Here is a 14245-nt window from a genome sequence, read left to right as displayed (position 1 = left end):
TGTATCCTCTTACATCTCGACCATTTCTACGCCATCAATGCGTGCAACTGTCATTAAGTCTTTATCGCCACGGCCTGAAACAGTCGCAATAATAATCTGATCTTTAGACATCGTCGGTGCAAGCTTAGAGACATACGCCATCGCGTGCGAGCTTTCAAGCGCAGGAATAATCCCTTCGATTTTGGTTAAGTCACGGAAACCTTGAAGAGCCTCTGTATCGTTAATTGGAACGTACTCTACACGCTTCATATCTTTCAAGAAGCTATGTTCAGGGCCAACACCCGGATAATCAAGGCCCGCCGAGATACTGTGTGTCTCAATAATCTGGCCCTGTTCATCACTCATTAAATAAGTACGGTTACCATGTAATACACCCACATGGCCCGCATTTAACGGCGCAGAGTGTTTACCAGTTTCAATACCAAAACCAGCGGCTTCAACACCATACATTTTTACACTGGCATCATTTAAGAACGGATAGAACAAGCCCATTGCATTTGAACCGCCACCAACACAGGCAACTAATGCATCTGGTAAGCGACCCGCTTGCTCCAAAATCTGTTTACGCGCTTCACGACCAATAATTGACTGGAAGTCACGAACAAGTTGAGGATAAGGATGCGGGCCTGCAACTGTACCAATCACATAATATGTTGTATCAACGTTGGTTACCCAGTCACGCATCGCTTCGTTCATGGCATCTTTTAATGTTTTAGAGCCACTTTGCACAGGTACAACTGTTGCACCCAACAAACGCATACGGTAAACGTTCATCGCTTGACGCTTAACGTCTTCAGCACCCATATAAACAACACATTCAAGACCTAAACGTGCTGCAATTGTTGCTGTTGCTACACCATGCTGCCCTGCACCAGTTTCGGCAATAATACGTTTTTTACCAGAAAGCTTTGCCAATAACGCCTGACCAATCGTGTTGTTTACCTTGTGTGAGCCTGTATGGTTCAAGTCTTCACGTTTAAGGTAAATTTGCGCACCACCTAACTCTTTTGACCATCGCTCAGCATAATAAAGTGGACTAGGACGACCTACATAGTAGGCGAGGTCACGGTCGAATTCTGCCAAAAACTGTTCATCATTTTTCATGCGGGAATAGAGATTTTCCAAATCTTCTAATGCCGCCATTAAAGTTTCTGACACAAAACGTCCGCCATGGATACCGAAATGCCCATTTGCATCTGGGAATTGGGTATAGTCAATCACATTATTTTGCTGATCCACGTTGGACTCCTTGCATAAATCGTTCAATGAGTTGTTGGTCTTTTATACCTTTTGCGGACTCTACGCCTCCGCTCACATCTACTGCAAAAGCACCGGTAGTATGAATAGCGTCAATGACATTGTCAGGGGTTAAACCACCTGCCAAGATTAATGGAATATCAAGTTTCGGGAATTTAGACCAGTCAAACTGATGTCCTGTGCCCCCTTTAAGCTCAGGATGCCACGCATCGAGCAATACAGCACTGGCACCAGCTGCCTGATATTTTTGAATTTCAGCAATTACATCCAGATCAGGTTTAACCTGAATCGCTTTATACCAGCGACGTTTACAATGACGCGCTATTTCCTGACATTGTTCTGGAGTTTCATCGCCATGTAGTTGTAATACATCTAGGGGAACACAATCAAGTATATCCTGAATTTCAGTAACACTCGCGTTTACAAACAAACCCACCATTTGTACATAAGGCGGAACGAGTTTTGCTAATTCTTCTGCCTGTTCAACTGTTACATTTCTTGGACTCGGCGGAAAAAAAACAAAGCCTATCGCATCTGCTCCCGCTGCAACTACTGCCTGAACATCTTGCTTGCGAGTAATTCCACAGATTTTTGCTCGTGTACGTTTTTGGTTTGATTGGCTCATGAGCTGCTTAAACTACAACCATTTCTTAAAATAAGCGCCATTGTAATGCAATTTTTGCCCCTTGCGTAAAAGTTCTCAGGGAATTGCTTTAAATGACATTGTACGAAGTAATTCGGCACTTTATACTGCGTTCAAATGGAAGCAAGTGTAAGCAATTCATGCTTTAGGGAAGCTGGTGAAAGTCCGGCACTGCCCCCGCAACGGTAACAATGTAAAGCATATTTTTTAAGTCGAAATCGACTTACACCACTGCAGTAGTGTGGGAAGGTGAATATGTCCATAAATGAATTATGGCGCTGAAGTCCGGAGACCTACTTGTTTCATCTATCTACCCGATCATTCACGTGGGGTGAATGTATGGAGCATGTTATGTCTAAATCTTTTCAACCTACTCGTCTGGTAGGGGCTATCGCTATTGCGATGGGGTGTTCACCTGTTATTTTTGCTGAAGATGCAACAGATGCAACTCAGCTTGACCCAATTGTTATCACTGCTTCAAAAAGTGCTGAAAAAGCAAGTGAAGTTCCAGCGCGTATTTCTGTAATTTCTAAAGAAGAAATTGAAAAAAATCCTGTTTTAAATTTATCTGATGTATTACAAAAAGATGCATCTATTTATATAAAACAATCTGGTGGCGTTGGTCAGCTCACAGACCTATCTTTACGCGGTGGACAAACGGGCTCAACATTATTATTAAAAAATGGCGCTCGCTTAAATACTCAAAATGGCTTAGGCCCTGTTTCACCTGAATTTATTAACCTATCAGATGTAGACCAAATCGAAATTTTAAAAGGCCCAGCATCTGTTCAATATGGTTCAGATGCTATTAGTGGCGTAGTACAATTAATTTCCAATAATCCAACAAAATCTGGAGCAAGTTTAACAGGTGTGTATGGTGAAAACCGTACTTATAAAACACTTGTAAATGCCGATTATGTAGATGACAGTGGTTTTTATGCAAGTATCGGTGGTCAACGGATGGAAACTGATGGTACTAGTATTATCAATATACAAGATAGAAGTGAAAAAGCAGCATTTGACCAAAAAGGATATAATGCAAAAATTGGTTATAGTAATGATGTAATTAACACAAGCTTAGCAATTGACCAAAATCAAGGTACGAATAACTATACTACGAACTATTCAACGAACAATGCAAAACGTAATTTTGAAAATCGTCTAGTAAATTGGCTGGCTAGTTATAAGGCTTCTTCTGATTTAGTCTTAAATGCACGTTATTCTCACTATCTTGATAAAATCGAACAAATAATTTATCAAAGCCACTTTAATACAACCTCTGATGAAGGGGACATAAATGCCAAATGGAATTTTGTACCAAATCAGAATATTTTAGCGGGTGTTACATACAATCGATCAAAATATGATGCTAGCTCATCTCCTGAAGCTGTAAGAGATATCAGCTCTACAGGTTATTATTTACAACATCAATATAACGATAATGGTATTCATACTCAGGTTGGTGTCCGAGTTGAAGATAATGATTGGTTTGGTACACATACAGTTGGACAAGCTGCAATTCGTTATCAAATCTCTCCTCTAACAAGTATCTACACTAACATTGGTACTGCATTCAAAGCACCAACCCTTGAACATCTATATGGCTCTTATGGCTATGATTTTTATAGTAACCCTGATCTAAAACCTGAAGAAAGCAAGTCATATGAAATTGGTATAGATCAGAAATTTAATTATGGTATTTCTGCCTATCTTTCTGGCTACTATACAGATGTTAAAAATTTAATTAGTTATGGTGCTATAAATGGTAGAACAACATATATCAACTTAAATAAAGCTGATATGAAAGGTGGTGAAATAGGTCTAAAGTGGTCTAAGGATAATATCTTTGTTAATGCTGAATACGCTTATGTAGAAGCTAGAGATAAAGATAAAGACATAGATGTCCCTTATCGTCCCCGTCAAACATATACTTTAACTGCAGGCTATGATGATGGTATTTATGGGGTGAATGCTTCTCTAGTCTCTCGCTCTAAAGCAAACGCACAAAATATTGAAAACTCAGTTAAAGTTCCAGGCTATGCAACTGTTGATTTAAATGCTTTTTGGAATATGAATCCAAATATAAAGTTATTTACGAACATCCAGAATATTGGTGATGTACGTTATAACACTGCATATAATGCTCAATCTTCATTCTCTCCGGAATACTGGTATATCAACGGTGGCCGCCAAGCTTCTGTTGGTGTAACTTTCCGTTATTAATTTCTCAATCTGATTATAAAAATATTTTCTTAACTCCAGTTTCGGGGTAATGTTCTGACCGACATTATCCCCTTTTTTATGTTCAGGATATCTATCATGGGACACCGTTTAAGCAAAATCTATACACGCACAGGCGATTCAGGTACCACAGGTTTAGGCGATGGCTCTCGTGTTGCTAAAGATGATCTAAGAATTGCGGCACTTGGTGATGTTGATGAACTAAACGCCATTATTGGGGTACTTCGTGCTCAAATCACAGATAGCCAAGTGGCTAATAAAGCTGATTGGGACAAAAGCTTGAGTCTGATTCAACACTGGCTTTTTGACTTAGGCGGCGAAGTTTGTATTCCAAATTACAATTTGCTTCAGCCCGTTTGTATTGAATTTCTTGAAAAAGAAATTGACCGTATGAATGAAGATTTGCCTATGCTAAAAGAATTTATTCTGCCATCTGGTTCTTTATCTTGCAGTTATGCCCATCAAGCCCGTGCCGTTTGTCGTCGTGCAGAGCGATCACTCATGTCAGTACAAACTCGCGATCAAAATATTCAAGCCACTGCCCTTCAACTTTTAAATCGTCTATCTGACTGGTTATTTGTCGCATCGCGTGCTTTACAGCGTGCTGAAGGTGGACAAGAAGTCCTTTGGCAAAAAAATATTAATGAGATGATTTAAAAATAGATTAAGTTAAGAATGATCTCTACTTTTAAAGAGATCATTATCAAAAAGAACGGACAATAGAAATCTATGCGCATTATTGGTCATCGTGGTGCACGCCAAGAAGCTCCTGAAAATACATTAGGCGGTTTTCAGCACATTAAAAATTTAGGTATTCGTGGTGTCGAATTTGATATTCGTCAGCTGCAAGATCAAGAGTTGGTCGTTATTCATGATGATAATTTTTTGCGCACGGCAGGTGCCGACCAAATTGTAGAGCAATCAACATTGGCTCAAGCATTATCATTTGATCATCGTCAAAATTGGCCTAACTGGCCAACCTCTGAACCAACCCCTACTCTTACAGGCGTTTTAAATTTACTTGATAACTTTGATCATATTGAAGTTGAAGTTAAAGCTGTAAGAGATATGGCATTAGCAGAAAAGTTAATTCAAAAGCTTGAGACTGAGTTACAAGGTTTCGAGAAAGTCGTGACCATCACAAGTTTTGATCTTCAAATTCTAACCGCTTTACGTGATATCAACTCTCAATTTAAACGCGGATTATTAGTTGAACTTCCGGTTGGAGCAACGGCGATTGAACTTGCTCATCAATATGGGTGCTGTCATATTGGCTGGCATGATCAACTTGCAACAGATGAAATGATTCAATTGTCGCATCAAGCTGGTCTGAACATTAGTGTCTGGACAGTGAACGATGTAGAAAGAGCAAAAAGACTACGGGATTTAGATATTCAGGGCTTAATTACAGATATTCCAACCACAATGCTTGAAACTCTTCAAATATAAAAAAGGTGGTACTGACCACCTTTTATTTTTTCTCGGCCTGAATCAAACGCTGACCGCTTTGATCAAGTAGATATAAGGTATTACCTACTAACTGGAAGCGTTTAATACGTTGTAAAGAATCGACCAATTCTGCTTCTTGAGCCAACGCGCCATCACAACTCGAATGACCTGCGTTAACTTCCATATCAAGTTTCTTTTGGCTGAAATCAAAAGTGTATCGCCCAAAAACACGATTACATCCTGTATGACCAGTTACTGTTTTGACTGTAGAGTTCAATGAAAGAGTCGGCCACTGGTTAAAGAATTTTGCCTTATGACCATTTATCTGGGTAATTTGCCAATCTATATCTTGAACACCATCTGGACTCACTTTCTTTTTCACAACTGGCGTTTGTACACGATGTGTTGGTTTTACTTGGCCTTTGTGATTATTTGGTTGCGGCGTGCTTTGACATGCTGCCAATACAAGGCTGATTGCGATGAAAAGACATTTCAATGGCAATTTCCTTGCAATATCAATGCTATTCTTTTTTCTCAATCGCTGTATTTTCATTACACAACTTCTCCTATCTGAAATGTTGTCAGGCATGGTTTAATTCTGTTACGGTTCTTTCAATACATCTGTACAATAATGCTAGTGATTCTCACTAAGCACGTGCTAATATGATGTGCAAAATAGCAATATATCTTGAAGATTGGTTTTGCTATGTCGATTTGTCTTTTTACCTTGTATGACAAGGTTTCTAGGAGCGCTGCCGGATATGACTTCCGCCCCACTCAAGGCCCCAATTAACTGGACCGCTAGCATTACCTTAATTGGTTTACCAATTCTTGCTGCAATCATAATCCCGATTTATGCGTATTATTATGATTTTAGTGTAAGCGCATGGGTAAGCTTATTTTTTCTTTTAGCTTTAAGTAGCATGGGGATTACTGCTGGTTACCATCGTCTTTGGGCACACCGTGCTTATGAAGCGTCGTTACCACTTAAAATTCTTTTAATGATTGGCGGCACATTTGCTGTACAAAACAGTATTCTGTTTTGGGCATCTGGTCACCGTACCCATCACCGTCATGTCGACGATGTAGATGAAGATCCATATTCAATTGAACGTGGCTTTTGGTATGCCCATATGGGCTGGATGATCCGCGATCATTCTCCATCTGAACCAGATTTTAAAAATGCACCAGACTTACTCAATGACAAACTGGTGATGTTCCAACATAAATACTACGCCTTGATGGTCGTAGCAGTTCACGTTGGTATTTTAGGTTTGGTTGGCTGGGCAACTGGCGATTTATGGGGTGTTGTACTTCTTGGTGGTCTATTACGTTTAATCATTAGTCATCAAGTTACATTCTTCATCAACTCACTTTGCCACATGTTCGGTAAACGTCCTTATACCGATGAAAACTCAGCACGTGATAACTTCTGGTTAGCGATTGCAACTTGGGGCGAGGGTTACCACAACTATCACCATATTTTTCAGTACGACTATCGTAATGGTGTGAAATGGTGGCAATATGATCCAACAAAATGGCTAATCTGGACATGCTCTAAGATTGGTTTAGCAAAGAACCTACGTCGTATTCCAAGCTTTAATATTAAAAAAGCAGAATTGGCAATGAAGTTTAAATATGCTGAACAAGACTTGGCTATTTATGGTCATGATGTAAATGCCGACATTAGTCAAATGAAGCAACGTATTGCTCAAGAGTATGAAGCATTTACGCATACTTTAAATGACTGGGCGAAACTCAAAGAACAAGAGTTACAAGCAAAGAAAGCAGCAATGGCTGAAAAGATTCACAAAATGGATCATAAGTTAAAAGTTGATTTCCAATTGCTTGAACATCGTTTGAGTCATCACCGTGAGTGTTTAGAAACTTTAATGCGTAACATTAAAAAGAACACAAACGTCGTACCAGACTAATACGTCTTTATCCCGAAATAGCACCTGTAGAGCCATACTTTGCAGGTGCTATTTTTTTGGCTTGTTTTTAACTATGGTATAGTGAATTTTGCCTCAAATATTTAGTCCAGCCTATGCAATTTAATCCGCTTTATTCATCACTCAATCCTAAGCTTTTTCATATCCAGCAACCTTCTCCGCTTCGTGGTGCAAAGACTGGACACTTTAATTTAGCTTTAGCCGAAGAGTTACAATGGACAGATGAAGAAAAACAGGCTTGGGTAGAAATTTGCAGTGGTCAGCGTACCTTCTCGGAATTCCCGCCTTTGGCTATGGTGTATGCAGGCCATCAGTTTGGACAATGGGCCGGTCAACTAGGCGACGGACGTGGCTTACTCATTGCGCAGATTCTTAATAAAAAAGGCCAAACCATAGATTTACATTTAAAAGGTGCAGGCCCTACGCCCTATTCGCGTATGGGAGATGGGCGAGCAGTTTTACGCTCTGTTATTCGTGAATATTTAGCAGGACATGCTTTAAATGCTTTAGGGGTTGCTTCTAGTCACGCAGTAGGTTTTACAAGCTCCACTCAAGGTGTACAGCGTGAAAAGCTAGAACCTGGCGCAATGTTACTTAGAACATCTGAATGTCATATCCGTTTAGGCCATTTTGAATGGATCAATCAATATGCACCTGAGCTATTGGCCGAGTTCACTCAAAAATGTATTGAATGGCACTATCCAGAATGCCAACAAGAAGAGCAACCTATTTTAGCTTTTGCTAAAGCTGTGATTAGAAATACAGCCATTATGATCGCCAAATGGCAGCTAGTCGGTTTTGCTCATGGTGTGATGAATACCGATAACTTAAATATTACGGGTTCTACACTCGATTTTGGTCCATACGGTTTTATGGAACGTTTCCGTCCAAACTGGATTAACAACCATTCCGATTACCAAGGGCGTTATACCTATCAAAACCAACCGAGTATTGCGCACTGGAACTTATGGACTTGGTTAAATAATCTTATTCCACTTGCTGAACCTGAACAAAAAGAGCAATTCAAAGAAGAATTAGCTGCTTGCTTAGAAGAGTTTGAGCCCACCTTTATTGAGCACTACACCACTGGATTGTGCAAAAAAATGGGGCTTCCTCATTTTCATAAAGACAGTACTGAATGCGGCTTAAGCTTTTTGCGTATTCTGCAAGCGGAGCAGCTCGATTACACCCAAAGCTTCATTCGCCTTCAAAATAAAGAATACAAAGCCTTACGTGATGACTGCCTTGATATTCGACAATTTGATGCATTCCTTACGCAGTATCAAAACATCCGTGAATATCAAGATATTGATGAGCTTGACGCAAACATGCAGCAGGTAAATCCAATTTATATCTTACGTAACCATATGGCACAGCGAGCTATTGAGGCAGCGGAGCGAGATGATTTTAGTGAGGTTGACCGCTTATTTAAGCTACTCAACCATCCCTATACAAGACAACCAGATTTGGAAAAACCGGAAGATTTAGGTCCGTTACCAAGCGATGTACCTGATGTAGCGGTGAGCTGTTCTTCTTAATTTTTTATCCACATTTTCTGTGGATAACATTGTGGTTATCCACAGCATAACTTTTCTAAGCAATTATTCTTCTGGATATTCGAGGCGGTAACCTACTCCATAAACAGCTTGAATCCACTCATGACGGTTACCAGTTTCGGCCACTTCCGTGATTTTTCGACGCAAGTTTTTAATATGGCTATCAATAACTCGGTCTGCAACATCAAAGCTATCCGGATTAATATGATCTAATAATTGTGCACGTGAATAAACTTGCCCCACATGTTCTAAAAATAACTCAAGTAGGCGAAATTCTGTTGGAGTTAAACTTAAAGATTTTTGTTGATACCAAATTCTTTGCTGTGCTTTATCAATACGGAAAGAATCATTTTGCTCTGGCTCAGCCTTACGTTCTAAACGGCGTAAAACGGCCTGTACACGAGCAACCAGTTCTTTTGGACTAAAAGGTTTGCACACATAATCATCTGCCCCCATGTTTAGACCCAAGACACGATCAATTTCTTCGGTACGTGCCGTCACCATAATAATCGGTAAATCTGACTGTTCACGTACCTTACGGCAAATCGTTAAACCATCCATTCTTGGAACCATTAAGTCCAGAATCATTAAATTAGGTTTACGTTGTTGAAAGCTCGTGTAAGCATCCTGACCATCATGAAACATGCTTACTTCGAATCCAGCAGCCTCAAGATAATCACGCACCAGATGCGCTAACTCGACTTCATCCTCAACCAACATAATATGTTTCATGGGCCATTTTTCCTTTTATTTAACTCTGCTTTTTAAAGGTCAGTACACAACGTAAACCACCTAATGGTGAGTGTTCAAAACTGAGTGTACCACCAAGCGCCTGCGCAATTTTACAAGATAAAGCTAAGCCTAGTCCTGTTCCACCTGTACTACGCGTACGCGAATCATCGACACGATAAAAACGTTCACCTAAACGTGATAATTGCTCATCACTTAAACCAAATGGACTGTCATCAACATATAAAGTCCACTCCTGAGGCGTTTGATTTGTATGAATATGAATCTTTCCACTTGTTTCGGTATAGCGAATACTATTACCGATCAAGTTAACAATAATTTGTTTAAATCGATCACGGTCTAACAATAAAGAAGCGCCTTCACCTTCCACCTCAATTTCTAACCCTGCTTGTTCGAGTTTAGGTCTGAAATTTTCAACTTCTTGCAGTATAACTTCCCAAGGATTAACCGAACTCAAATAACATTTAAGTTGTTGAGCATCAGCCTGAGCCAAGTCTGCCAAATCTTGTGTCAATTTCTTTAAACTCGAAACTTGTCGCATCATGGCATCAAGATGTTCAGGTGTTGCCTTTCGGATACCGTCTTGCATCGCTTCAATCTGCGCTTGCAGAACAGCCAATGGAGTTTTCAATTCATGAGAGGTATCTGCAACCCATTGACGTCGTGATTCTTCATGCTGATGTAAAATTTCAGCTAAATGATTTAATTGAGTAGATAAATCACCTAACTCATCATTTCGTTTAATCACAACTTGGTGTTGATAATTACCTTTTGTTAACTCATTTGTTGCATTTAATAGACGCTGAATTGGCTTTTTAAAATAAGTTGCCATTAAAAGTGCTGCAACTAAACTCGACAGTAATGTTAAGGCATAAATTAAAAGTAAATAGCGCTTTTGATTACTGAAGAAATTAATACTTAATGCATCTTCTTTATCTAAAACTGGTTTTAGACCTAAATAACCTACGACCTGACTATTGACCATAATCGGGCGATAAGACATCTGATCCGAAGATGGAGGTTCACCGACTACGAACTGGTGTTTGGCATCATATAAAGATAAACGAGAACTTAAGCCCAGCCGGTCTGGTAAAGCAATAAAACGTTTCTTACCATTTTGCGTCTCAATGTCTTTGAGGCTTCCTTTTTTTGATTTGTTTTTATCATCGCTTGGACGAAACTGGTTTGCACTTAGCGGGAATCTTAAACCTTCAAACGGTTGATATTCCGAAGGTAAGTTTTGCTCAAGCGTACGTAGTTCTTCATCACTAAAAATAGAGTTCTTATTTACCGTTCCCGCATCTGGAGAAATATTAATGAGAGTGTGTTCATCGAAAGAATGCTGCTGAATGGCAATATCATATTGGCGCCGTAACCACCACTGGGAAAGACGGTCATAATCATCTGGTGCTGCCGTTCCTTCAATTTGTAAGATTTGCGCCTGAATCGCATTCCCCCAATCATGATAAACGGTATATACATTTCCCAGATTAGTAATGAGCCGATCTAGCTTTTGCATTTCAACATCGGCTACATATTTGGCAAAGTTCTTTTGCATCGTCCAGTGCAGAACACTCAAACTTGCAGTTGCAATTAACAGCGTGGTAAGCAAGACCGTTAAAAATAACCGCAAGGCTATGGGAACACGTAGAACGTTCAAAAGCACTCTCTCATTTTTACTCTATATTTTGCATTGTAACCAACAACGAAAAGAAAAACTCTCCATTGTTTCTTCATCTTTATTATCTAATCTTTAAGCCATCTTAAAACAAACATTAAAGGGTTTTAACCATGAAAATGACGGCTAAAATTGCATTATTCAGTGCAGCAATTGTAACTATGGGTAGTTTGGCTGCTTGTCAATCAACAACTCAACCACCTAAGCCAGAACATGGCATGATGCAAGATGGCCCACGTGATGGTCACCACCATCGTATGAAACACCGTGAATTTACGCCTGAACAAAAAGCAGCATGGGAACAACACCGTGCAGAGCGTAAAGCTCGTTTTGAGCAAATTCAAAAAGCATGTGAAGGTAAAGCTGTTGGACAAACTGTCAATGTTCAAGTTGGAGATAAAACACTTGAAGGTACATGTAACCTCCGCTTTGAGCCAAAACGTCCTCAACCACCAGTCAATGCACCTGCTCCAGTAACATCTCAAGCAAAATAATTCTAAAAACAGTAAAACAAAAGGCGCCAGAAGGCGCCTTTTGTTTATACATAACTATTTACGATTTTGACTATTTGTCTCATCTAAACTTCATCAAAAGTGTTTACACTCAAAGCACTTACATAGTTCAAGTATTTTTTTCTTGACTTTGCAGTCACAAAGTAAAGGCCCCGAGGTGCTTGTACAGTTATGCAAGTTGTTGCACGATGTAATAGTTCAAGGTGCCTTATGGCACATTATCGTAGATTAGGATTATAACTCTGGTTTCACCAGTATTGAGGAACCCGATATGCCACAATACAAAGCGCCCTTACGTGATATGCAATTCGTTTTGCATGAATTATTAAATGCTGAAGAACACTATGCAAAATTACCAGACTTTCAAGGTAACGTAAGCCGTGAATTGGTTGATCAATATTTAGAAGCTGCGGCAGACTTCTGTGAAAATGAACTTTCTCCTTTAAACCAAGTTGGCGACCGTGAAGGTTGTACTTGGAATGATGGTGTAGTAACTACACCAACAGGCTTTAAAGAAGCTTATCAAAAATACATCGAACTTGGCTTCCCGTCTTTATCAGCAGAAGAACAATACGGTGGTCAAGGCTTACCTAACTCTTTAGGTATCGCAATTTCAGAAATGGTAGGTAGCTCTAACTGGGCATGGGGTATGTACCCTGGTTTGTCTCACGGTGCAGTACGTACATTAGAACATCACGGTTCTGAAGAGCAAAAAAATACTTACTTACCAAATCTTGTTTCAGGTGTTTGGACAGGTACGATGTGTTTAACTGAATCTCATGCAGGTTCAGATTTAGGTATTATCCGTACTAAAGCAGAACCAAATGCAGATGGTAGCTATGCAATCTCTGGCGAGAAAATCTTTATCTCTGCTGGTGAACACGACATGGCTGAAAACATTATCCATATCGTTCTTGCTCGTCTACCAGGCGCACCAAAAGGAACTAAAGGGATTTCGTTATTCATCGTTCCTAAGTTCAACGTCAATGCAGACGGAACTCTAGGCGAACGTAATGCCGTACGTTGTGGTTCAATCGAGCACAAAATGGGTATTCACGGTAACGCGACTTGTGTCATTAACTTTGACCAAGCAAAAGGTTATTTAATTGGCCCTGAAAACCGTGGTTTGAACTGTATGTTTACCTTCATGAACACAGCACGTATTGGTACTGCGGTTCAAGGTTTATCTGCATCTGAGTCTTCTTTCCAAGGTGCTTTAACTTACGCGAAAGAACGTTTAGCTATGCGTTCACTTTCTGGTCCTAAAGCTCCAGAAAAAGAAGCAGATCCAATTATCGTTCACCCTGCCGTTCGTAACATGCTGTTAACTCAAAAAGCGTTTGCTGAAGGTGGTCGTGCACTTGTTTACTTACTTGCTCAATATGCAGATATCGTTGAAAAAGGCGAAACTGAAGAAGAGCGTAAGTTTGCTGACAACATCTTGTCTTTATTGACTCCAATTGCAAAAGCATTCTTAACTGAAACAGGTTCTGAATCTGCTAAGCACGGTGTTCAAGTGTTCGGTGGTCATGGCTTCATTTCTGAGCATGGCATGGAGCAAATCGTACGTGATACACGTATTGCTTGTTTGTATGAAGGTACAACTGAAATTCAGGCACTTGATTTGTTAGGCCGTAAAGTTTTACAAACTCAAGGTGCAATGCTTCGTGATTTCACTAAGATTGTTCACAAGTTTGTAGAAGCAAATAAAGACAATGCTGCCATGAAAGAATTTGTTGAGCCACTTGCTGCGCTGAACAAAGAATGGGGCGATCTCACTATGCAAATCGGTATGCGTGCAATGCAAAATCCGGATGAAGTGGGTGCAGCGGCTGTAGATTACCTCTACTTCTCTGGTTACGTTACTTTAGCTTATCTATGGGCTCGTATGGCGCTTGTAGCACAAGAGAAATTAGCTGCGGGTACAACCGATGTTGATTTCTACAATGCGAAAGTAACTACTGCTCGCTTCTACTTCAAGAAAATTTTACCGCGTGTACGCTCTCATGTAGATGTTATCGCAGGTGGTTTAGACCCATTGATGGCATTAGATGCTGAACATTTCGCTTTCTAATCATAGTTAGTTGCGATATGCAATGTTAAAAACCAAAAAAGGACTGCTCAGTTTTGACGGTCCTTTTTTTATAAAATCAATGATAAATTTAGATTTTAAATTCAATATCCATTTCGTTTTACAGGATATCTAG

At 39.8% G+C, this 14245-nt stretch carries 12 protein-coding genes and 1 riboswitch; of the genes, 7 read left to right on the top strand and 5 right to left on the bottom strand.

Going from position 1 to position 14245, the window contains the following annotated elements; all coding sequences use genetic code 11:
- Window positions 1–9 precede the first annotated feature (9 nt).
- The gene (gene trpB, locus MKL62_RS16985) at window positions 10–1239 is read right to left on the bottom strand and encodes a tryptophan synthase subunit beta (protein WP_000372737.1); all 1230 of its coding nucleotides are present in this window, start codon (window positions 1237–1239) and stop codon (window positions 10–12) included.
- Window positions 1223–1882 carry a phosphoribosylanthranilate isomerase gene (locus tag MKL62_RS16980; protein ID WP_000083551.1) on the bottom strand — a complete coding sequence of 220 codons (660 nt, stop codon included), beginning with the start codon at window positions 1880–1882 and terminating at the stop codon, window positions 1223–1225. Before MKL62_RS16980 ends, trpB begins: the two co-directional genes overlap by 17 nt.
- A 126-nt stretch (window positions 1883–2008) precedes the next feature.
- Window positions 2009–2215, top strand: a riboswitch (cobalamin riboswitch).
- A 36-nt stretch (window positions 2216–2251) separates the two neighbouring features.
- On the opposite strand from MKL62_RS16980, the gene MKL62_RS16975 reads away from it, so the two are divergent.
- The 3 genes from MKL62_RS16975 to MKL62_RS16965 all read left to right on the top strand — a co-directional run bounded on the left by MKL62_RS16975 (window position 2252) and on the right by MKL62_RS16965 (window position 5590).
- Window positions 2252–4123, top strand: coding sequence for a TonB-dependent receptor plug domain-containing protein (locus tag MKL62_RS16975; RefSeq protein ID WP_000045373.1), 1872 nt, complete (start codon window positions 2252–2254; stop codon window positions 4121–4123).
- Between the two features lie 96 nt (window positions 4124–4219).
- Window positions 4220–4798 carry a cob(I)yrinic acid a,c-diamide adenosyltransferase gene (locus tag MKL62_RS16970; RefSeq protein ID WP_000509981.1) on the top strand — a complete coding sequence of 193 codons (579 nt, stop codon included), beginning with the start codon at window positions 4220–4222 and terminating at the stop codon, window positions 4796–4798.
- Between the two features lie 72 nt (window positions 4799–4870).
- A complete protein-coding gene (locus tag MKL62_RS16965; protein ID WP_001220098.1) occupies window positions 4871–5590 on the top strand; it encodes a glycerophosphodiester phosphodiesterase in 720 nt (239 codons plus the stop codon).
- A 22-nt stretch (window positions 5591–5612) separates the two neighbouring features.
- Here the strand turns inward: MKL62_RS16965 and MKL62_RS16960 are convergent, their stop codons facing one another.
- A complete protein-coding gene (locus MKL62_RS16960; RefSeq protein WP_000701693.1) occupies window positions 5613–6143 on the bottom strand; it encodes an META domain-containing protein in 531 nt (176 codons plus the stop codon).
- 208 nt (window positions 6144–6351) lie between these two features.
- Here MKL62_RS16960 and MKL62_RS16955 point away from each other — a divergent pair, with 208 nt between their 5' ends.
- Complete coding sequence (locus MKL62_RS16955) at window positions 6352–7524, top strand: acyl-CoA desaturase (protein WP_000199593.1); 1173 nt, start codon at window positions 6352–6354, stop codon at window positions 7522–7524.
- A 113-nt stretch (window positions 7525–7637) separates the two neighbouring features.
- Complete coding sequence (locus tag MKL62_RS16950) at window positions 7638–9080, top strand: protein adenylyltransferase SelO (RefSeq protein WP_001160219.1); 1443 nt, start codon at window positions 7638–7640, stop codon at window positions 9078–9080.
- Window positions 9081–9143: 63 nt separating this feature from the next.
- On the opposite strand, the gene MKL62_RS16945 is transcribed toward MKL62_RS16950, so the two are convergent.
- Both MKL62_RS16945 and baeS read right to left on the bottom strand, forming a co-directional pair.
- Complete coding sequence (locus tag MKL62_RS16945) at window positions 9144–9830, bottom strand: response regulator (RefSeq protein ID WP_000680578.1); 687 nt, start codon at window positions 9828–9830, stop codon at window positions 9144–9146.
- 19 nt (window positions 9831–9849) lie between these two features.
- Window positions 9850–11508, bottom strand: coding sequence for a sensor histidine kinase efflux regulator BaeS (gene baeS / locus MKL62_RS16940; RefSeq protein WP_031945781.1), 1659 nt, complete (start codon window positions 11506–11508; stop codon window positions 9850–9852).
- Between the two features lie 131 nt (window positions 11509–11639).
- Here baeS and MKL62_RS16935 point away from each other — a divergent pair, with 131 nt between their 5' ends.
- The gene (locus MKL62_RS16935; RefSeq protein ID WP_000784269.1) at window positions 11640–12020 is read left to right on the top strand and encodes a hypothetical protein; all 381 of its coding nucleotides are present in this window, start codon (window positions 11640–11642) and stop codon (window positions 12018–12020) included.
- Window positions 12021–12309: 289 nt separating this feature from the next.
- Complete coding sequence (locus tag MKL62_RS16930) at window positions 12310–14112, top strand: acyl-CoA dehydrogenase C-terminal domain-containing protein (protein WP_001136744.1); 1803 nt, start codon at window positions 12310–12312, stop codon at window positions 14110–14112.
- The last annotated feature ends 133 nt before the right edge of the window (window positions 14113–14245 follow it).

This window comes from Acinetobacter sp. AOR01_HL (assembly GCF_027855455.1).
In the GTDB taxonomy this organism is placed as follows: Bacteria; Pseudomonadota; Gammaproteobacteria; order Pseudomonadales; family Moraxellaceae; genus Acinetobacter; species Acinetobacter baumannii.
The sequence above is the reverse complement of the archived record's forward strand: the minus strand, read 5'-3'. Positions and strand labels throughout refer to the sequence as shown.